This window comes from Paraburkholderia caledonica NBRC 102488 (genome assembly GCF_000685095.1).
In the GTDB taxonomy this organism is placed as follows: domain Bacteria; phylum Pseudomonadota; class Gammaproteobacteria; order Burkholderiales; family Burkholderiaceae; genus Paraburkholderia; species Paraburkholderia caledonica.
The window spans coordinates 49,717-70,139 of sequence record NZ_BAYE01000011.1; the positions used below are offsets into that span (position 1 = coordinate 49,717).

14 protein-coding genes are annotated in these 20,423 nt (G+C 61.8%); 6 read left to right on the forward strand and 8 right to left on the reverse strand.

All coding sequences use genetic code 11. The features are described from left to right. Positions 1 to 50: 50 nt before the first annotated feature. Positions 51 to 980, reverse strand: coding sequence for a LysR family transcriptional regulator (locus tag BCA01S_RS21460; protein ID WP_027778683.1), 930 nt, complete (start codon positions 978 to 980; stop codon positions 51 to 53). 126 nt (positions 981 to 1,106) lie between these two features. Here BCA01S_RS21460 and BCA01S_RS21465 point away from each other — a divergent pair, with 126 nt between their 5' ends. Continuing rightward, positions 1,107 to 1,880, forward strand: a complete 774-nt coding sequence (locus BCA01S_RS21465; RefSeq protein WP_027778684.1) for an SDR family NAD(P)-dependent oxidoreductase — start codon at positions 1,107 to 1,109, stop codon at positions 1,878 to 1,880. 13 nt (positions 1,881 to 1,893) lie between these two features. Then, on the forward strand, positions 1,894 to 2,877 hold the full coding sequence (locus tag BCA01S_RS21470) for an aldo/keto reductase (protein WP_027778685.1): 984 nt from the start codon (positions 1,894 to 1,896) through the stop codon (positions 2,875 to 2,877). A gap of 142 nt (positions 2,878 to 3,019) precedes the next feature. Here the strand turns inward: BCA01S_RS21470 and BCA01S_RS21475 are convergent, their stop codons facing one another. After that, positions 3,020 to 3,337: a DUF4148 domain-containing protein gene (locus tag BCA01S_RS21475; RefSeq protein ID WP_027778686.1), complete on the reverse strand. Its 318-nt coding sequence runs from the start codon at positions 3,335 to 3,337 to the stop codon at positions 3,020 to 3,022. Positions 3,338 to 3,684: 347 nt separating this feature from the next. On the opposite strand from BCA01S_RS21475, the gene BCA01S_RS21480 reads away from it, so the two are divergent. From BCA01S_RS21480 to BCA01S_RS21490, 3 genes are read left to right on the forward strand one after another with little or no spacing between them, the layout of a single operon-like run. Beyond that, a complete protein-coding gene (locus BCA01S_RS21480) occupies positions 3,685 to 6,879 on the forward strand; it encodes an efflux RND transporter permease subunit (RefSeq protein WP_027778687.1) in 3,195 nt (1,064 codons plus the stop codon). A gap of 9 nt (positions 6,880 to 6,888) precedes the next feature. Beyond that, positions 6,889 to 8,130 (forward strand): efflux RND transporter periplasmic adaptor subunit, encoded by a 1,242-nt coding sequence (locus BCA01S_RS21485; protein ID WP_027778688.1) that lies wholly within the window; start codon positions 6,889 to 6,891, stop codon positions 8,128 to 8,130. A 19-nt stretch (positions 8,131 to 8,149) separates the two neighbouring features. After that, complete coding sequence (locus BCA01S_RS21490; RefSeq protein ID WP_027778689.1) at positions 8,150 to 9,646, forward strand: efflux transporter outer membrane subunit; 1,497 nt, start codon at positions 8,150 to 8,152, stop codon at positions 9,644 to 9,646. Here BCA01S_RS21490 and BCA01S_RS21495 read toward each other — a convergent pair. From BCA01S_RS21495 to BCA01S_RS21520, 6 genes are all read right to left on the reverse strand, one after another. After that, complete coding sequence (locus tag BCA01S_RS21495; protein ID WP_027778690.1) at positions 9,627 to 11,051, reverse strand: heavy metal sensor histidine kinase; 1,425 nt, start codon at positions 11,049 to 11,051, stop codon at positions 9,627 to 9,629. The two genes, BCA01S_RS21490 and BCA01S_RS21495, sit on opposite strands and share 20 nt — an antisense overlap. Next, the gene (locus BCA01S_RS21500) at positions 11,051 to 11,728 is read right to left on the reverse strand and encodes a heavy metal response regulator transcription factor (RefSeq protein WP_027778691.1); all 678 of its coding nucleotides are present in this window, start codon (positions 11,726 to 11,728) and stop codon (positions 11,051 to 11,053) included. The genes BCA01S_RS21495 and BCA01S_RS21500 overlap by 1 nt, the downstream gene beginning before the upstream one ends. A gap of 153 nt (positions 11,729 to 11,881) precedes the next feature. Next, the gene (locus tag BCA01S_RS21505; RefSeq protein ID WP_027778692.1) at positions 11,882 to 13,363 is read right to left on the reverse strand and encodes an ATPase domain-containing protein; all 1,482 of its coding nucleotides are present in this window, start codon (positions 13,361 to 13,363) and stop codon (positions 11,882 to 11,884) included. Positions 13,364 to 13,436: 73 nt separating this feature from the next. Then, a complete protein-coding gene (locus BCA01S_RS21510) occupies positions 13,437 to 14,957 on the reverse strand; it encodes a helix-turn-helix transcriptional regulator (RefSeq protein ID WP_027778693.1) in 1,521 nt (506 codons plus the stop codon). A gap of 644 nt (positions 14,958 to 15,601) precedes the next feature. Beyond that, positions 15,602 to 17,986 carry a hybrid sensor histidine kinase/response regulator gene (locus BCA01S_RS37260; RefSeq protein WP_052369478.1) on the reverse strand — a complete coding sequence of 795 codons (2,385 nt, stop codon included), beginning with the start codon at positions 17,984 to 17,986 and terminating at the stop codon, positions 15,602 to 15,604. A gap of 230 nt (positions 17,987 to 18,216) precedes the next feature. Further along, positions 18,217 to 18,642, reverse strand: a complete 426-nt coding sequence (locus BCA01S_RS21520; RefSeq protein WP_027778695.1) for a hypothetical protein — start codon at positions 18,640 to 18,642, stop codon at positions 18,217 to 18,219. A gap of 736 nt (positions 18,643 to 19,378) precedes the next feature. On the opposite strand from BCA01S_RS21520, the gene BCA01S_RS21530 reads away from it, so the two are divergent. After that, complete coding sequence (locus BCA01S_RS21530) at positions 19,379 to 20,410, forward strand: TRAP transporter substrate-binding protein (protein WP_027778696.1); 1,032 nt, start codon at positions 19,379 to 19,381, stop codon at positions 20,408 to 20,410. Positions 20,411 to 20,423 lie beyond the last annotated feature (13 nt).

Sequence of the window (20,423 nt, forward strand, 5' to 3'; positions counted from 1 at the left end):
GTAACCCTCGTGGCAAAGGCAACAGCAGCAATCAGCCGCGCCGGTGCGGCTCACTCACGCGACCTTAGAATCTTCGCGAGTGACTGCTGTTTCCGGATGATATTGATCAAGCTAAGCAACGCCGGGTGGTTGTATCGACGACCACTGTAGTACATGTGGAGTGGATCCTCAGCGCACGCATGGTCTTCGAGCACAACCCTCAGGGTACGCCGCGCCAGCTCATCGGCGATTCGAGCCTCCAGCAGATACGCTATGCCCATTCCTGCCTTGCACGCGCTAATCGTAGTCGCGGTATCGTTGATCGTAATCGACCCTGGCACTCGGATCGAGGTTGTTTTACCTGCAACGCTGACTTCCCAACGGTAGCTCGAATTGTCACCGAGCAAAAGCTGAAGGCAGTTGTGATCGGCCAGTTCGCTGACGTGACGAGGAGTGCCGTGTTTCTTCAGATAGGCGGGCGACGCGGCCATCACCCATCGCTGCGGGCCGGTAAGCGGCACTGCAATCATGTCTTCGGGAACATGATGACCGTAGCGAATGCCAGCATCGTATCCTTCTGCAACGATGTCGATCGGCCGGTTATCGACCACGACCGTAAGCTGCACATCGGGACACAGGCGGGCGAATTCTGGCAATGCCGGTGCGACCAGCAAGTGGGCGGCATCTGCGAAAACATTCAGACGTAAAGAGCCGAGTCGCGCGGTACCCGGCGCTTCAAAACTCTCGAGAGCCGAACCGATCTGATTGAAGCCCTCTTCCAGCCGCGAAGCGAGATCGAGCCCCGCCTCCGTTGGCGAAACCGCCCTGCTGGTTCGGTTAAGCAGCTTTGCGCCGAGGCGATCTTCCAGCCGCCGCATCGCGTGACTGACTGCTGACGGCGTCTGCCCGAGTTCAATCGCAGCCAGCCGGAAACTCCGGCACCTGACGATCGCAAGAAACAGCCTTAAGTCCGCAAAATCGATCCGGTCGTTCTTCGCCATGATGAATGCCGTTCATCGTTCCAGTGAATCCGTTTCATTCTACGGTATGTAATCATTTTCTTCGTCGAGAACCCGGAGCGCCGCGGCGTACGCCCCGCTCATGTTAATCCGTTCGGAGGAAATTCCATGCATGGACTTGAGCAAATACAGATCGGCGATCTGAAGGATACGAGAGTTCTCGTGACGGGCGGGTCGACTGGAATCGGAGCGGCTGTTGTTCGCGCATTCGCCGCACAGGGCGCGCACGTGGTCGCGCATTTCAACGAGAGCGAAGCGGCTGCGCAAGCGCTGCGTGCGGAATCGCCGGAGCGCATTCATCTTGTCCAGGGCGACGTCAGCGAGCCGGGCGAAGCATCGCGGGTCGTGAAGGAAGCGGCGCAACTGCTAGGCGGACTCGATGGGCTCATCAATAACGCCGGCGCCATGTTGGGACGGTTGGCATCTATAAGCGCCTCGGCCAGCCACTTCGAACGCGTCGTCAATCTGAACGCAAGATCGGTTTGGGAAGCAACCTCGGCTGCCCATCCGTTTCTCAAGGAATCCGGTGGGTACGTCATCAATACGTCGTCGGTTGCCGCGCGTACGGGCGGCGGCGCAGGAGCGGTGCTTTACGCGGCGTCAAAAAGCTTTGTCAGCAGTTTGACCCGTGGCCACGCAAAGGAATTCGTACAGGACGGAATCCGGGTCAACGCGGTAGCACCCGGACTCATACAGACGCCGTTCCACGACAAATACACGCCGCCAGAAATCTGGGCGTCGCAGACTGCCACGGTGCCGATGGGCAGAGAAGGCCTGCCGGAGGAGTGCGTCGGCGCGTTCCTGTTCCTCGCGTCTCGCGCCATGTCGGGATACATCACGGGGCAGATCATCGAGGTCAACGGCGGACAACTCATGCCATGAACGGAGAATCAAGATGAAACGACGGAAATTCGGACACGCAGAAAAGAGCGTCTCTGAAATCGGGTTTGGCGCGTGGGCCATTGGAGGTTCATGGGGCGACGTCGCCGAGAGCGATGCAAAGGCGGCTCTGCATGCAGCGCTCGATAACGGTACAACCTTCATTGACACCGCCGACGTTTACGGCGACGGCCGCTCGGAGCGGATCATCGCGGATGTGCTCAAGGAACGCTCAGGGCCGCGGCCATTCGTTGCGACCAAGGCTGGGCGGCGACTGGACCCGCACGTGGCGCAGGGCTACACCGCAGCGAATCTGAATGCTTTTGTCGACCGGTCCCTGAAGAACCTGGATATGGAGCGGTTAGATCTCGTACAGCTTCATTGTCCACCGACCGAGGTGTATTACCGGCCGGAAGTTTTCGATGCGATGGACCGCATGGTCGCAGCGGGAAAGATCAGCAGCTACGGTGTGTCGGTCGAGAAAGTCGAAGAAGGTCTGAAAGCGATCGAATATCCGGGCGTGAAGTCGGTACAGATCATCTACAACATTTTCAGGCAAAGGCCGGCCCGCTTTATTCAGGAAGCTCGTGACCGAGGAGTCGCCGTCATTGTCCGGGTGCCTCTTGCGTCGGGCCTGCTCACCGGAAAAATGACGCGCGAGACGACGTTTGCGGCCAATGACCATCGCTTTTTCAATCGTAACGGCGAGGCCTTCGACAAAGGCGAAACATTTGCCGGCGTTCCTTATGACGTCGCTCTGGAAGCCGTCGACGAAATCCGCTCACTCGTCCCGCAAAACGCCACGATGGCGCAGTTTGCGCTTCGCTGGATCCTCATGAACGATGGAGTGACGACTGTCATTCCAGGAGCGAAGAACGCCGCGCAAGCCAAAGCAAACGCTGAGGCGAGCGAACTGCCGCCCTTGACAGATTCGGCCATGGAAGTCCTTCGCGCGCTATATCTGCAAAAGATCGCGCCGTTCGTTCATCAGCAGTGGTAAAGCTTCGTTAAGAAGCCGTCGAACATTGCTTTCGGTTTACCGGCCGGAAGCACCGGCAACCAGCGACATCCCGGGCGGCTCGCATCGCGAGAAACGCATTCATTGCCCGCCCGGCGGTTGCACATGACACCGCAAACGCGGCTCAATGTCCGAAGTAGATGTGCCCGGCACCGTCCACCGATGCCGGCGCGCCTGCTTGCGACGAGCCGTTCATCGACACGCCCCCTACCGACGTCTTATACGTAGCAGTCTGTGCGGTGGACACCTTCGCCTCCGCGGTCTGAATGTCCGCGGGATACTGCGCGTCCGATGCGACCGGACGATATCCGGCCATTTCAAACTGCACGAGATCGGCGCGCACTTCCGCACGCGTCACCGGCTGATCGGCGGTTTGCGCGAAAGAAAGCGCAGGCGCAGCCAGTGCGCAGGAAACGAGAACAACGTTGAGCAGTGCTTTCATGATCATTCACCTGTCTGTGAGTTGCGGCCACATTCACGATGAGCGCGGCCCGGGTTCCCTCCGTTGCGATTCGTGAAGGGTTGAGCGGATTGTGGGCAATGAGCACTGACCCAATGCTGACCAGCGCATTACAAGCTTGTCATCTTCGAGCGCGCTCAGCGCCCCTTGCTTTCTGCCTTTGCCCGCTCGTCTTTGCACCCCACGCAGATAACAGACTTGTAATGACGCCGTCACTTACAAGTCAGTGACGGATCGGCACACTGCGACGTCATCAGCCCGCCGCATTGCACCGCTTGGACGCACCGCGGCACGGGCCATCTCTCGAGCCCATCGTCCAAGGAAATGTCATGTGGATAGTCCGACTGGCCCTGCGGCGGCCCTACACCTTTATCGTGCTGGCCGTGCTGCTGTTCATACTCGGCCCGCTTGCGATCATGCGCACACCGACCGATATCTTTCCGAACATCGACATTCCCGTGGTCAGCATTGTCTGGTCGTACAACGGCTTTTCCGCCGAAGACATGGCGCACCGTATCACGTCGAATTACGAGCGTGCGCTCACGACGGACGTCGACGACATCGAGCACATCGAGTCGCAGTCGCTAAACGGCGTCTCGGTCGTGAAAATCTTCTTTCACCCCGGCGCCGACATCAACCGCGCGATCGCCGAAGCCGCATCGAACTCCGCGTCGATCTTGCGAGTCCTGCCGCCGGGCACCTTGCCGCCGAACATCATTACGTATAACGCATCGACGGTGCCCGTCCTGCAACTGGGCCTGTCGAGCGACACGTTGCCCGAACAGACGCTCTACGATCTCGGCAACAGTTTTATCCGCACGCAGTTGGCCACCGTGCAGGGCGCGGCGGTGCCGCTGCCGTTCGGCGGCAAGATCCGCCAGATCATGGTCGAGCTCGATCCAAAGGCGCTGCAGGCGAAAGGACTCGCACCGATTGACGTCGTCAACGCAGTCAATGCGCAAAACCTGATTCTGCCGGGCGGCACCGCGAAAATCGGCTCGCGTGAATACAACGTCGAGATGAACGGCAGCACGAAGAGCGTCGCTGCGCTCAACGATCTGCCGATCAAGACAGTGCAAGGCGGCGTGGTGTACGTTCGCGACGTCGCGCATGTGATCGACGGATATGCGCCGCAGACCAACATCGTGCGCAGCGACGGCAAGCGCGCTGCATTGCTGCAAGTCGAAAAGACCGGCAGCGCGTCGACGCTGACGATCATCCAGCAGGTCAAAGACATGCTGCCTAAAATCGCGGCCGGTTTGCCGAAAGCACTGCACATCACCCCGTTATCGGATCAGTCCGTGTTCGTGAAGTCGGCCATCTCGGGCGTGGTGCGCGAAGCGTTGATCGCCGCATGCCTGACGGCCGCGATGATCCTGCTGTTTCTCGGCAGCTGGCGCGCAACGCTGATCATTGCGGTGACGATTCCGCTCGCCGTGCTGACGTCGCTGATCGCACTTGCAGCGCTCGGGCAGACCATCAACATCATGACGCTTGGCGGCCTTGCGCTCGCCGTCGGTATTCTGGTCGACGACGCGACGGTCGCGATTGAAAACATCACGCACCATCTGGAAAAGGGCGAGCCGTTGCATGATGCGATCCTGAACGGCTCAGGCGAGATCGCAGTGCCGACGTTCGTCTCGACGATGTCGATCTGCATTGTGTTCGTACCGATGTTCCTGCTGTCCGGCGTCGCGCGTTATCTGTTCGTTCCGCTTGCGGAAGCGGTCGTGTTCGCCATGTGCGCGTCTTACTTTTTCTCGCGCACGCTGATCCCGACGCTCGCAATGTATCTGATGCGCGCGCCGTCCAAAGAAGGCCACAATGCGCGGGGACGCTTCGCTGCAGTGGCGCGTTTCCAGGCGCGGTTCGAACGGCACTTCGAGGCGTTGCGCAGCGGCTATCGTGCGATGCTGGGACGCGCGATCTCGGGACGCCGCCGTTTCGTGCCGGTCTATGTCGCGCTGTGTCTCGCGTCGCTGATCCTCGTCCCGTTCGCCGGCCGCGACTTCTTTCCCTCCGTCGACACGGGGCAGATCCGGCTGCATCTGCGCGCACCGACGGGCACCCGCATCGAGCAAACAGCGCGCATCACCGATCAGGTCGAAGCGAAGATTCGCAGCGTGATCCCGAAGTCGGAGCAGGCGGCAGTGCTCGATAACATCGGTGTGCCGGTCAGCGGCATCAACCTGACCTACGACTCGTCCGATCCGGTCGGCCCCGAAGACGCCGATATCCTGGTGACGCTGCAGCCGAAGCACAAACCGACCGCGCAATATGTCGCGCAACTGCGCAACGTGCTCGCCACGTCGTTTCCGGGTGTGACGTTCGCGTTCCTGCCCGCCGACATCGTCAGCCAGATCCTGAACTTCGGCCTGCCCGCGCCTATCGACGTGCAGATCGTGGGCAATCAGCTCGACAAGAACCGCGTGGTGGCCGACCGGCTGCTTGCGCAGTTGCGCGGTGTACGCGGTCTCGTCGACGCACGCATCCAGCAGCCCGGCGACGCGCCGACCATCGACGTGAACGTCGACCGGACGAAGGCTATCCAGGCGGGCCTCACGCAGCGTGACGTCGCGCAGAACATGTTGATCGCGCTCTCGGGCAGCTCGCAGACCACGCCGAACTTCTGGCTCGATCCGAAGAACGGCGTCAGCTATCCGCTGCTGGCCGAGGTGCCGCAGTACGACATCGACTCGCTGCAGACGCTCTCGAACATTCCGTTGACCACGAATCAGGCCACCGTCGCGCCACAGAACCAGCTCGGCACGCTCGGCACGTTGGATCGCAGCTCGCAACAGGCGGTCGTCTCGCACTACAACGTGCAGCCGGTGCTCGACATATTCGCGGCGACGCAGGGCCGCGATCTGGGCGGCGTCGCTGCAGACGTATCCAGGATCGTCGACGCGGCGCGCGCGCAGTTGCCGCCCGGTTCGTCGATCGTGGTGCGCGGTCAGGTGCAGTCGATGAACGAGTCGTTCGCCGGTCTCGGCGCCGGGCTCGTGTTCGCAATCGCGCTCGTCTATCTGCTGATGGTCGTGAACTTCCAGTCGTGGCTGGACCCGCTGATCATCATCAGCGGCTTGCCGGCATCGCTCGCGGGCATCGCATGGATGCTGTTCGCGACGCATACCACGCTGAGCGTGCCGGCTCTCACTGGAACGATTCTGTGCATCGGCATTGCAACGGCAAACAGCATTCTCGTGATCAACACGGCGCGCGAGTCGTTGCAGGCCGGCATGGAGCCGCTCGCCGCCGCGCTCGATGCGGGCTTCAACCGCTTCAGGCCCGTGCTGATGACCGCGCTCGCCATGCTGATCGGCATGCTGCCGATGGCCCTCGGCCTCGGCGACGGCGGCGAACAGAACGCACCGCTCGGCCGCGCGGTGATTGGTGGCCTCGCATTCGGCACGCTCTCGACGCTGATGTTCGTACCCGTCGTGTTCGGGACGGTACATGCGTGGCTCGCGCGGCGCCGCGCGGCTCGCGCTGCCGCCGTGCCGATGAATACCCAAGCTCGATAAGGAAAAGCCATGACCAAGTCCAACCTTCCGCAGGACCGCGATGGCACGGCATCGACGGAGCTTGCCGTACCCGCGCCCAGCGACACCGGCGTGCAACCCACGAAGCGCCGCGCGTTTCTGCTGCCCGGCGCCCTGCTGGCGATTGCAGCGGCCTTGCTTGCAATCGGAATCGTGCCGCGTCTGCATGCGAGCACCGAACTCTCGCAACAGGTCGCAGCACAGCGCGAAACGATCGTCGATGCTGTGCGGCCGAAACCGGCGCCGGCTTCGCAGGAACTATTGTTGCCCGGTTCCGTGATGCCGTATGCCGACGCGTCGATCTATGCGCGCACGAGCGGCTACGTTCGGCACTGGTACGCGGACATCGGCACGAAAGTCCGAGCCGGACAAACGCTCGCCGACATTGAAACGCCGGAGCTCGACGCCCAGCTGCAACAGGCACGCGCCGACGTCGCCACCGCAAAGGCCAACTACGCGTTCGCGAACAGCACCGCGCGGCGCTGGCAGACGATGTTGCAAACGCAATCGGTGTCGCAGCAGGACGCCGATTCAAAGACGAGCGACAGCGCCGCGAAACTCGCCGCGCTCGCGTCGGCGCAGGCGAACGTCGCGCGGTTGAGCGAGCTCGTGTCTTACGAGAAAGTCACCGCGCCGTTTGACGGCGTCGTCACCGTGCGCAACGTCGATGTCGGAGCGCTTGTGACCTCAGGAGGATCGCCGGGTCTTGCGAGTGCGCCGGGAGAGCTTTTCCACGTCGAGCAGACGGACCGCCTGCGCGTCTACGTGAACGTGCCGCAGGACGATGCTGGCAGCGTCACCGCGGGCACACAGGTCTATCTGACGACCCAGCAGTATCCAGGCCGCTCCTTTGCAGCGACTGTCGCGCGGAGCGCCGACGCAATCGATTCTGTCAGCCGGACACTGCGCGTGGAGATCGACGTCGACAATCGCGACGGCGCGTTTTTGCCCGGCGCGTATGCGCAGGTTCATCTGGCGTTGCGCACGCAGCACCCCGCGCTCGAACTTCCGGTGAGCGCATTGCTGTTCCGACCCGACGGTGTCACGGTTGCGGTGATCGGACAGGATGGTCGCGCGCATCTTCGCAAGGTGACGATCGGCCGGGACTTCGGCACCTACGTTGAAATCGCGACCGGTGTCACGTCGACGGATCAGGTAATCGACAATCCGGGCGATGCGCTCGCGGACGGCCAGCCGGTGCGCGTCGCCGCGCCCGCGGCACGGCACGGTTAAGCGATCCAGGAGACGGATCATGCCCACTCTTCTTCATCCATTCGCCCGTCGCAGCGCGGCTATCGTCACTGCCTGCGCGTTGACCGCATGTTCGACGCTCCCCACGTATCATCAACCGGAAGCGGCCGTGCCCACTCAATACGCAGGCGCCGCGGCGCCGGGCTGGAGCGTCGCTGCGCCAGCCGATGCCGAACCGCCCGGCCCCTGGTGGACGCTCTTTCACGACGCGGAACTGGACCAGCTCGAAGCGCGCGTCGACGTGTCGAATCAGACCGTGGCGAAAGCGGTTGCTCAGTTGCAGGCCGCCCGCGCGATGCTCGACTACCAGCGTGCCGGCTACGCACCCACGGTGACGGCGGGCGCGGCGCAGTCGCGCACGAGGTTGTCGCAGAACGTGCTCGGGCATTCGCTCGCGGGACAGACGGTGCCCGACTACTCGGTGGGCGCCACCGCGAGTTGGGAACCCGACCTGTTCGGCCGGGTAAAGGACGCGACCGTCTATGCGCGCGACAACGCGCAGGCAAGCGAGGCGGACCTTCAGGCCGTGCGCCTGTCGGTCGCCAGCGATCTCGCGACCGACTACTTCGATCTGCGTTCGCTCGATCGTCAGAAGAAGCTGCTCGACGACAGCGTTACCGCGTATGCCGCGGCCTTGAGCATCGTGCAACAGCAGTTAAAGGACGGTGCGATCGACGCATCGGCCGTTGCGCAGGCGCAGACGCAACTGGAAAGCACCCGCAGCCAGGACACGGACATCGACGTACAGCGTGCGCAGCTTCAACACGCCATCGCGACGCTGATCGGCATGCCCGCGTCGTCGTTCGCGCTGGCCAGTGAAGTGAAAAGCGTGCGGTTGCCGCAAATTCCAACGGGCGTGCCGTCGCAACTGCTCGAACGCAGACCGGATATCGCAGCCGCAGAGCGGCGCGTCGCGGCGGCCAACGCTGAGATCGGCGAGGCGCGTGCCGCCTACTATCCCGACCTGACGTTGTCGGCCACGGCGGGGCTCGAAAGCACGTTCTTCGCGCCGTGGCTCACAGCGCCCAGCCTCTTCTGGTCGCTCGGCGCGCAACTGGCCGGCACGCTGTTCGACGGCGGCCGCCGCGATGCCTCGTTGAAGGGCGCCAACGCGCAGTACGACAGCGCAGTGGCGGATTACCGGCAGACTGTGCTGACCGCGTTCCAGCAAGTGGAAGACAACCTCTCCACGTTGACGACACTGGCTAGCGAGGCGGACAGCCAGCAACGCGCGACATCGGCCGCTGAGTTGTCATTGAAGCTCACGACGAACCGCTATCAGGCAGGAGCCGTGAGCTACCTGGATGTCGTGACCGCACAAACCATTGCGCTGACGAATGAACGCACGCAGGAACTGATCGACGCACGGCGTGTTGATGCCAGCGTGCAGTTGCTAAAAGCGCTGGGCGGCGGCTGGAGTCGCAAGTCGCTCGACGAAAGCGGGAACACGGCGGCGACCGCGCCACCGAACTCGCCGTCTAAGCGGCCGCAAACGTGAGGATGAAGCGTGTACCGGCCGCGTCGCTTTCGGCATGCGCGCGGCCGCCATGCAGTTCCATGATGGTGCGCACAATGGCAAGACCCAGACCCGCAGATCCGGACGCGTTCGGCTCGCTTTTGCGCGAGGGGTCCACGCGATAGAAGCGGTCGAACACCCGCTCGAGCAAGGCCGGATCGATCGGCTTGCCCTGGTTAGCCACGGTCACACGCAGCGTATGCGGAGCCTCGGCGGGGGTCTGTGCATCCAATGTGATCATGGCCCCGCGCGGCGTATAACGGAGCGCATTCGCAAGCAGATTATTGACGGCGCGCCGGAACAGTTCGACGTCGGCGCGTAACTGGCCACCGCCTGTTACGCGAATCTGCACGCCGGCTTCGTCGGCGACGCCTTCGAAGTATTCGGCGATGCGCGACAGCTCTTGCTGCGCATCGACCTGGGTCAACGTCTTGACGAACTGCGGGTGTTCGGCGCGGGCTAGAAACAGCACGCTTTCGATCATGCGCGACAATCGTTCGCACTCTTCGAGATTCGATGCGAGCACGGACTGATATTCATCGGCCGAACGTGGGCGTGCCAGCGCGACTTCAGTCGATCCGCGCAGATTGCCAAGCGGCGTGCGCATATCGTGGGCGAGATCCGCCGTGTATTGCGACATCCGTTCAAAGCCGCCGTGCAGGCGGTCCAGCATCGCATTCAGCGAAGCAATGAGCGCCGCCAGTTCGTTTGGCGCACCATGGGCTTCGATGCGCGTGTGCAATTTGTCGACGGTGACGGTGGCCGCGCTGCGCGCCATCTCGCGCAATGGCCGCAACGACTCGCGCACCAGCAACCAGCTCATCAGGAACGCGAGAAGCATACCCGCGAGACCCGCGACATACAGCCGATCGCGATACCGGTCGAGCAGACGCCACCGGTCCGCCATATTGCGTGCAATGATGACCGTCACCGGCGTGCCGTCGCGCAACATCGCATCCGCAGCAAGTCCGCGCACCGGCACGCCCTGCGAGGTGCGCCACTCTGCGATGTCCGCTTCGGTGATGCGTTGCGAGGCGCCGATTCGTTTCGTGAGCGCAGGCGACGGCGTGGTGGCGTCGGCAATGGCCGCCGTGTTGTGTTCGAACAGCAGTTTGCGCTGCGGATCGCGCACTTCCATCGATAGCGCCGGGTTGCCCAGCACCTGGCTAGTCAGACGGTCGCCGTGGCTGCGCAGTTCGTCGAGCGTATTGAGCTCCTGCGCGAGACGCCGCGTGTGCCGCGCTATCAGCACGATATCGAGGTCGTCCTGCCGCTTCACCTGGCGGTCAAGCGCGAAGTACAGCACGCTGCCGACCAGCGCGAATACGAGCAGCGTCGTGCCCGCGAATGCGAGTGCAAGCGTGGTGGTCAGCGAGCGTGCTGCCATCAGTCCGGCTCTTTGGCTTCGATTACGTATCCAACGCCGCGCACGGTCTGGATCAGCTTGACGGGAAAAGCGTCGTCGATCTTCGCGCGCAAGCGGCGAATCGCCACCTCGACCACGTTCGTATCGCTGTCGAAGTTCATGTCCCACACGTATGAAGCGATCTGCGTGCGGCTCAGCACCTCGCCCTGACGGCGCAGAAGCAGTTGCAACAGCGAGAACTCGCGGGGCGTCAGATCGATGCGCGTTGCGCCGCGTTTCACGCGCCGCCGGTTGATGTCCATCTCCAGGTCGCCGACCGCGAGAAGTTCGCTCTCTCGCGGCGGACCGCGCCGCGCCAACGTACGCACCCGTGCCAGCAGTTCGACAAACGCAAACGGTTTGACGAGGTAATCGTCGCCGCCCAGTTCGAGACCGCGCACGCGGTCGTTCACGTCGTCGCGCGCGGTAAGGAACAGCACCGGCGTGGTATGAGTCGCGCGCAGTACTTTCAGCACGGCCCAACCGTCCATTGTCGGCAGCATCACGTCGAGGACGATCACGTCGTAGTCCTGCTCCTGTGCGAGCAGCAGACCGTCGGCGCCGTCGTTGGCGAGGTCGACGGAATAGCCCGATTCTTCCAGGCCCTTTTTCAGGTACGCGCCTGTTTTCGGCTCGTCTTCGATCACCAGGATACGCATCACCAGCTCCGGCGTCATTGGATCAATCCCGGCATTTTAAGGGACTGGACGAATGTTACCGAAATGTTCCGTCGCGCCGCGGTGTTCGAGAGGCGTCGCCTCGCTCGATGGGCAAGCTTTTACCGGGATGTGCCCGCTTTAGGCAACGGCTTCTCACCCGGAGGCGACGGAATTCGCGCCGAGCAAAGGCGTATGTCCGGCATAAGACGGCAGTCCCGACAACACGCCTTTGAAGTCGCTCAACACATCGCCTACTTCGAGTCCCTTGTCGCTTAGCCGGAATTGCCGGATCGATCGTTCGTGCATGTTGGTCCGGCTTTTGACGGCCGACACCGCAGTCAACACCGAGCCTTCTGCTTCGAAGAACCGGAACAGCAGCAGCGCATCGCTCAGGTAGCTCACGTCGATATTGCTCTGGATCTCGCCGATGATCCCGTGCTGACCGAGAACGAGCAGGGACATGACGCCCCGCTGGTTCAGATAGGTCAGCAGCTCGTGCATCTGCAGCAACAGGTATTTTTCGCCAGGCATCGCCTGCAGATATGCATTGAGGCTGTCGATAGCCACCACGCGCGCACCGTGGGTCTCGACCGCCGCCTGGACGCGGTGAGTAAATTCCCCTGGCGAAAGCTCTGCTGGATCTATCGGCTCGATCGACAGGAGACCGCTTTCCAGATGAGGCAAAAGATTCATGCCTAGCGCTGCTGCGCGACGCAGTAGCGTGCCGAGCGTTTCGTCGAAGAGATAATAGACGGCGTGCTCGCCCCGTTCGAGTGCCGTCTGCAGACACCGGAGCACGGTAGTGGTTTTGCCCGCGCCCGACGGCCCCACCAGCAGAGTGTTCGTTCCGCGTGCAAGGCCGCCGCCCAGCAGCGCGTCGAGTTCCGGCACGCCGGTCGAGAGGTTTTCGTGGTCGAACTGTACGTGCCGATGCCCGGCCACCAGCGTCGGGAAAACCTGAATGCCGCCGCTTTTCAACGTGAAGTCGTGAAAACCTCCCTGAAAGGCAACGCCGCGCATCTTGACGACGCGCAGACGCCGACGCTGCGTGCCGTATTCGTGCGTGACCTGATTCAGGTTGATGACCCCATGCGCCAGACTGTGCAACTGCACGTCGCCGGCGTCGGACGTCTCGTCGTCGAGCAGCAGCACCGTGCAATTCCGGTTGCCGAAAAACCGCTTGAGCGCGAGTAACTGCCGGCGATAACGCAGTGGACTCTGCGACAGAAGCCGTAGCTCGGACAGGCTGTCGAACACCACACGTGTCGGACGAGCCTGCTCGACCTCTCGCATCACATTGCGCACCGTTTCGCCGAGTTCGAGCTCGGCCGGATTCAGCACCGTCTGTTCGTATTCAGGCGTGAGCCCTTCGTCGCTCAACAACTCGACGAGCGCCAGTCCGTCGAGCGACCATCCGTGAGTCGCCGCAACGGAACGCAACTCGGACGCGGTCTCGGACAGCGTGACGTAGAGACCGGTATCCCCCAGGCGCTGACCTTCGAGCAGGAACTGCAGTGCAAGAGTCGTCTTGCCCGCGCCGGGCGGCCCTTCGACCAGGTAGACCCGGCTTGCCGTAAGACCGCCGGCCAGGATCTCGTCGAGGCCGGCAACGCCGGTTGATACGCGGTGGTCCATGTGACTGCCACAGAGGTCAGAACTTTGATTTTCCATGAGAGGTAAAGAGACGCCGGCTGTGCCGGCATCGGAGTCAGGAAGAACGTCGGGAAGCGCGTGCCGCAGGACGCGTGCTTGCAACGCCGCCAGCCGGCAGGCCATGTTCGCGCGCCCAGATAATCGCCTCGCTGCGGCTGTGCAGACCGAGCTTCGCGTATAACGTGCTCACGCGGCTGCGGACGGTGTTCGGAGCCACGCCGAGTCTCGTGGCAATTTCCTTGTCGGCCAGGCCCTCGCAGATCAGCGCGAGAACGTCGCGCTCGCGCGGTGTCAGGTCTGAAATCGCCGCATCGATCTTGCCGGGTGCCGTCCCGCTGCGGATATGACGAAGCTTGTCCAGAATCGACCGGCTGAACCAGGACGCGTCCTGCATGACCGCTTCGATCGCGAGAAGAAGTTCGACCTCGGTGCGTTTGCGCTCGGTAATGTCCTGAAACACCATCAGCACGCAGTCGTCGCCATGAATGGGGACCGACTCGGCGGAGATCAGGCAGTCCACCGCAAGCCCGGCCCGCGTGCGCACCTTGAACTCGACGTTGCGCAGGTTGCCCGACGTGGCGAGCATCTGCTCTATCTTCGCGTGCGCATCCTCCGCGTCCCAGAAGGTCGATTCCTCGAGCGTGTGACCGACAAGTTCTTCGGCCGCGAAACCCGTGGCGTCGAGAAACGCCTGATTCGCCTCCAGGAGCGTGAGCGAATCGCGTGCATATACGATGGTCGGGATCGGCGCCATCCTGAACGCATTCGCAAACTGCTCCTCGCTGCGGCGCAGCGCTTGTTCGGCCTTTCTGCGCGGCTCGAGATCCATGAACGTGAAGAGCATGCACGGTTCGTCGGCGAGATCGATCGGCTGTCCGGCGACGATAACCAGCGTGGACTCCGAGTCCGCGAGGCGCAGCAACGCTTCCATTTGCGGAATCGTCTGCCCTGCTGTCAGGCGCTCGACAGCCAGCTCCTTCTGCGACGCATTTTCCAGAACATCCAGTTCATAGACTGAACGCCCGATTACCTGCTCGCGTGTATAGCCCGTCATCTCGACAAAGCCGCGATTGACCTTGATAAAGCGCAGATCGCTGAGCCTGCAGATAACGGCAGGCGCTGGATTGGCGCCGAATGTCTTTTCGAAGCGCTCTTCCGCGCTTGCCCACTCGGTTGCATCGTGCAGGATGAGCACGAGACAATCCGGCTCGCCGTCCGTGTCGGTAATCACCAGACTTCGCACGCGGTGAACCCAGCGCGGCTCTGCTTGCCCGGCAGGTGCGACCTCCACCAATACGTCGCTAAAAGATTCACCGGCGACCACGCGATCAATCGGGTAGCTGCCCGGTTCGACGCGGTGATTGTTCCGGTACCGAAGCTGGAACCTTTGGCGGTACTCGGACACATTTCGGCCGAGTTCCTCGATGCTGCTGGCTCCATGCATGTCGAGGGCGGCCTGATTGGCCCAACGAATGCTCTGGTCGGGTTCTATGAGAATGACCCCTTCGCTCAGGCCTGCGATGATCTGCTGGAGCTGACGGCGGTCAGTTTTCGGGCGTTGCACGGAAGCGTCCATCGCGGCTGGCTGTTCTGTTCGGGCGCCGCGTCGCGGCAAGGTTCAAGGACGAAAGCGCCCGCGGCGGCGCACCGGCGAACTCGCCGGTTGCAACCGCCTGGGTCGCGCACACGCCATGGAAATCGTCCCGAACGGCATATGCGGCAGCAACATGCAGAAGAACGTGCGGACAGGGTCTTCCGGACGTTCGGTATCGCGAGATTATCAGGGATGTATTTACCGACCGGTAGCCGCAAATGCACCCAAAGCGTGGGGGCAATTGCATGTTGACAGCAAATGATTCAGCCCTCTTAGCGCCCAAAGTTCCGGTTCGAATGTCGGTCGGGAACTTTCCAGGCGCCGCTCTTCCTTACCTTATGAAAGACAATGGTTCTGTTTGGTGCAAGACGGGAGACAAAAAATGAATCACCCACGAGGAAGGACGAATCAGACCAGTGAAGCGCAAGGCTCGGTGAAGGAAGCGATCGGCAAGGTAATCGGCGACACTCATGCGGAAGCGGAGGGGGCGGCCGAGAAAAAGGCCGCGAGAGAACGACGCACACAACGATCCACACGCGAAGAAGAGCGGCGCGCGCACGCAGGACCTCGATCACGCTCGTAGCGTAGGCCGCCCTCGGTATGCGTCAGCCCACGTCATTGGGAACCTAGATTCGGAGCAGTTCCCGAATGGCCCTGAAGAGGCTCATCGGCTCGACGGGCTTCGGCATATGCAGGTCGAAGCCGGCCTGCAATGCACGAGCCCTGTCTTCGGGACGCCCGAAAGCCGTCACCGCGATCGCGGGCGTTTGATTGCCCTGCTGCCGCAGTGAGCGGATAAGTGAATAGCCGTCTTCGTCCGGCATGCCGATGTCTGAAAGAATGACGTCGAATTGCACCGCATCGATCTGCCGACGCGCCTCGGGCGCCGATTCGGCACCGCACGCCACGGCTCCAGCGGACTCCAGCACGGCAAGCATCGCATCGCGCACGTCCGCTTCGTCTTCGACGAGGAGCAGCCTGATGCCGGCGAGCGCCTCGTCGCGGGACGATGTCACTATGTCGGTCAGTGGCGGTCCAGCCGGTGGTTCTCTATCTTCGGCAAGCAAAGGAATGTGAACGACGAAAGTGCTCCCACGCCCGTCGCCTTCACTATGGGCCGTGATCGATCCGCCATGCAGAGTCACGATGCTCTTCGCGATTGCGAGACCAATACCGAGCCCGCCGAAGCGGCGTGTCGTCGCTTGTGAAGCCTGTGCAAATGGCTCGAATACGTGGTTGATGAAAGAAGCAGGAATTCCCGCTCCATTGTCCTCAACCAGTATCTCTGCCCAATTGCCGGCGCGACTGGCAACGATATCGATCTTCCCTTCAGCCTTCGAGTATTTCAGCGCATTGCTGAGGACATTGGAAAACACCTGACGCAGCCGGAGCGGGTCGCCCTCCACGAGCAACGAATCCGCCAGCCGCGGCACGATCTCGACTCCTTTAGCGCGCGCAGCCAACTCAACGTCACTGATCTCGGCGACGAGCAGCGGCACTAGGTCCACCTCGCTCGAGTTGATGAACAGCTTGCCGGCGGCGATCCGGCTTAGATCCAGCAGGTCGTCGACAAGCCGAGTTTGCAGTTCGACGTTACGATCTATCGCCTCGATGCCGCGCGCGATCAGGTCGGGATCGGTGTTGTCGTGCTGCAGAAGGTAGAGCCACGATTGCATCGCATTCAGTGGCGTTCGCAACTCGTGAGACACCGTAGCAAGAAAGGCATCTTTCAGCTGATTGGCATGTTGCGCCTCTAACCGCAACAGCCGCTCGTTTGTCAGAAGCCGGTCGCGCTCCATTTCAAGCGCTTTGTGAGAAGAAACGTCGATGGTGATGCCGTCGAACCGCAACGGCCGACCCGCTTGGTCTACATGTGTTTTTCCCTTGGCTCGAATCCACCGGATATCGCCCGATGGCGAAGCGGTTCGGTATTCGATGTCGTAGGGGACACCTTCGTTGACAGCCTTCTCGACAGCGTCCCGGGTTTTTTGCCTGTCGTCCGGGTGAATCCTTGCGTAGAACAGGTCAAAGCCGATCTCGGCGTTTGCAGGCAGCCAGAAGTGTTCCTTGCACTTGACGTTCCAGATGATCCGGTCCAGCGGGATCGGACAATGGAACGTGCCGATTTCGGCTGCCTGAATCGACAGATCAAGACGCTCGCGTTCTTCCGTGAGACTTTGCGCGTTGATTAGCGTTTCTTCGACATCGGTAATCATCCCCACCCATTCGTAGATCGCGCCGCGTTCGTCATGCGAGCCCGCCGCGCGAATCTGGCAACGCCTGTATGTCGAGGATGCGGCGTGCCACAGCCGGACGTCCGCGCGATACGGCCCGTCTGTTTCGAGAGACTTGTTCAGCGCTGTCTGCGCAGCGAGCCGATCGTCCGGATGGATCATTTCGGCCCACCCATAACCTTGGTGCTTCTCCCAAGGCTGCCCCGTATAGCTTTCCCACGAAGGTTGCGGCACCACGAATCTGCCCATGGCGTCGCACACGTAGGCCGCCGAGCTGGCCACCTTCACCAGCGCGTGATATCGGGCCTCCAACAGCAATCGACGCAGTTCCGAATCGTCACGGGCGGCGACATCCGACGTCGCCGTCGAACTGTCATCGTTCCCGGACGCGGCGGCGCCCTCGAACTTTCTGCCTGCCGGCGAAACTGCGCCCGTCGCGTCTTTGGACTTCACCAGCACCACCATCGCCGGCGCCATGCCGATGGCATCTTCCACGGCGAGCGGATTGAATTCGATCCACCACGTGATGCCCGACTCAGAACCAGCAGCACCCTGCGCGACGTCCACATCGATCGCAGCGTCGGCAATGACGACGCTCTGCGTTCGACATTCTTCAAGTGCTCGGGCCGCGGCCGCCAGGAGTTCTGCTCGCGACGCCTCCCTCGACAGAACCGGCAGTTTCTCGATGACGAGAGAAACAAAACTGGTGGACACCGACGGTGACGGGCGGTAGTCGAACAGGTCGCTGAAACGGACGTTAGCTTCAATTACGGTCAAGTCACGAGCGAGCACTGCACACGCAGCGGGGTTCGCGTCTAATAGCGCGACAGCCAATGCTCTACTGTTAGCAAACATACACAGTTCCACCGCAATCGAAATCTTTCAAAAGTTGCCTGCTCAACGGTCTCCACCGCCTGCACGACGCGTTCGCGGGTGCCGTTGGCGCTGGCATGATTGAACGTATCCGCCACCGGTCGAGCTGGCCAGGCGCGGCGCTTCGTCATGTGTCATTGCGCACAGACAATTGCGGTCAGCACCATCGGAATCACCGAATGAATGACGGCATGGCTGCCCGCCGCAGCCAGTTCCCGCTGCACCGACTCGGACGAGCCGAACACGACCACGCCATAGAGCGGTTCGGACGCTGGCTTGCCGGTGCCGGCCTCGAAAAGCGGATCGCCGGGCTGATATCCAAAAATCACCTTCACCCGAAAACCGAACGCAGTCAGATGTGCACCGCGGGTTGGGCGAAACGCGTTGACTGAATCCGGCTGAACGCGGTTCGCTGGCGTTTCAATCGATTGCAGATTGACCAGTCCCTCGACAAAGTCATGCGGCGTGCCCTCGCATGCCATTTCCTGGTCCAGTGCATGACTGAATGCCGGTGTCGGCAAAAAGAGGGCGGGCGTCAGCAGCCATAAAAAGAGTCGCATTGGGTACTTTTTCAAAGTCATCGTTACCCCGGTTGTAGTCCTTGTCTTGCATCAACGATAACTGCATGCAACCGACCTGGCTGCAAATGCGTCAGCATTATTTGTACCGACTCATTATCGTCCGTCGAAATAGGGCAAACATTGCGCTCCACCGTGCAGCAGCGGTCCGCCCGGCGCGCAGCCGGTGCTCCTTCACGATGCAACGAATCGTCTGACGACACCGCTATCGGAGCTAAACCGACTTACAGCGATCTCCAGGTGACGCACTGTTGGGCGGCAAGCAACACCGCGCCCGTCTACAGCCCCTTCGCTCGCTCATTATTGATCGACCTCGAATGCAGTTGTCCATCTCCCACTCTTTATCTCAAGACGGGCAACGACAAAAATGCGGTCAGTCATGCCGGTCCTGCTTGCGCTGCATATCGCGTTCAAGGGCGCAGGCCGCTATTCGATCGACAAGGCCATCGGCAAAGAAATCTAACCCACGCAGCTTGATGCGGCGTTGACCATCGGGAGCCGCGAACCGGTTACTCATGGCTGGACCGCCGTCGCTTTATGCTGTGCGTCTGGGCGCGCCGCGTCACCGTCAACCAACGTGACCCGGGTAAACGCCCATTTGTTCCAGCGATGCCGCGATTTACTGTATCGATACACTAAATCGATACAGTCGCGCGTTCTGTCTTGCCGCGCCCGACAAACTCGTCCGCGCTCAGAGCGGCATTCAGGAGACAACACCATGTATTCCAATTCCCGGCGACGGTTCCTTCAGACGGCTTCGGCAGCTTCGCTTGCCGCCGCGGGCGCGGGGTTTCCCGCGATCGTGCGTGCGCAGCCCGCCGCCACGTTGCGGCTGTCGTCGTCCATGCCTCCCAACGAAAACGCCGCGCATTACGTGTGGTATCAAAACCTCGCTGCGAACCTGAAGGCGAGCGTCGGCGATCAGATCCGGATCGACTACTTCCCGAACAACCAGCTCGGCAAGGAAAGCGACGTGGTGCAGCAGGTGAAGGTCGGCGCCGTCGACATGATGGTCACCGGCTCGTCGATCTGGGCGACGGTGTTGCCTGAGCTGGGCATGCTCGATCTGGGCTATGTGTTCGACAGCTTCGACCATGTCGGGCGCGCGATGGACGGCACCGTCGGCAAAACGTTCGACACGATGCTGCAACAGCGCGCGGGCTGCTCGGTCGTCACGTGGGGCTATTCGTTCGGCGCGCGCAACGTGTTCACGAAGAAGCCCACGCAATCGCTTGCCGACATCAAGGGCGTGAAGCTGCGCGTGCTGCCCACGCCCGCTTTTATGGAAACCTTCAAGCTGATGGGCGCAGTACCGACGCCTATTCCGATCGGCGAGTTATACATGGCCGCGCAAACAGGTGTCGTCGATGGCTTCGAGCATGACTGCGCGACCGTGTTAGCGAGCAAGTACGACGAAGTGGTGAAGTCGTGCTGGCAGACGCAGCATGTGTTCAGCCCGCTCGTCGTCGCGATGGGCCGCCGTGCGCTGGCGAAGATTCCGGAGAATTTGCGCCCCGCGTTTCAGAAAGCGGCGCAAGACGCGACGGTGAAGCAGCGCGTCGCAGCCATCGAAACGGCTGCCCGCGCCGAGCAGGAGTTGAAAAAGCGCGGCATGACGTTCTATCCGATGTCGAAGGCCGACCGCGATACCGCGCGCGGCGAGATGCAGTCGCAGTTGTACGCGAGCTTCTCGAAGCAGTATCCCTCGACCGCCCCGCTCTTCAGCGCAATCGCCGCAGCGCGCGGCTAACGAGGCAGGCACA

Coding starts and splice junctions, on each gene's coding strand:
- BCA01S_RS21460 (WP_027778683.1), bottom strand. CDS start 980: ATGGCGAAGAACGACCGGATCGATTTTGCGGACTTAAGGCTGTTTCTT.
- BCA01S_RS21465 (WP_027778684.1), top strand. CDS start 1,107: ATGCATGGACTTGAGCAAATACAGATCGGCGATCTGAAGGATACGAGA.
- BCA01S_RS21470 (WP_027778685.1), top strand. CDS start 1,894: ATGAAACGACGGAAATTCGGACACGCAGAAAAGAGCGTCTCTGAAATC.
- BCA01S_RS21475 (WP_027778686.1), bottom strand. CDS start 3,337: ATGAAAGCACTGCTCAACGTTGTTCTCGTTTCCTGCGCACTGGCTGCG.
- BCA01S_RS21480 (WP_027778687.1), top strand. CDS start 3,685: ATGTGGATAGTCCGACTGGCCCTGCGGCGGCCCTACACCTTTATCGTG.
- BCA01S_RS21485 (WP_027778688.1), top strand. CDS start 6,889: ATGACCAAGTCCAACCTTCCGCAGGACCGCGATGGCACGGCATCGACG.
- BCA01S_RS21490 (WP_027778689.1), top strand. CDS start 8,150: ATGCCCACTCTTCTTCATCCATTCGCCCGTCGCAGCGCGGCTATCGTC.
- BCA01S_RS21495 (WP_027778690.1), bottom strand. CDS start 11,051: ATGGCAGCACGCTCGCTGACCACCACGCTTGCACTCGCATTCGCGGGC.
- BCA01S_RS21500 (WP_027778691.1), bottom strand. CDS start 11,728: ATGCGTATCCTGGTGATCGAAGACGAGCCGAAAACAGGCGCGTACCTG.
- BCA01S_RS21505 (WP_027778692.1), bottom strand. CDS start 13,363: ATGGACCACCGCGTATCAACCGGCGTTGCCGGCCTCGACGAGATCCTG.
- BCA01S_RS21510 (WP_027778693.1), bottom strand. CDS start 14,957: ATGGACGCTTCCGTGCAACGCCCGAAAACTGACCGCCGTCAGCTCCAG.
- BCA01S_RS21520 (WP_027778695.1), bottom strand. CDS start 18,642: ATGCGACTCTTTTTATGGCTGCTGACGCCCGCCCTCTTTTTGCCGACA.
- BCA01S_RS21530 (WP_027778696.1), top strand. CDS start 19,379: ATGTATTCCAATTCCCGGCGACGGTTCCTTCAGACGGCTTCGGCAGCT.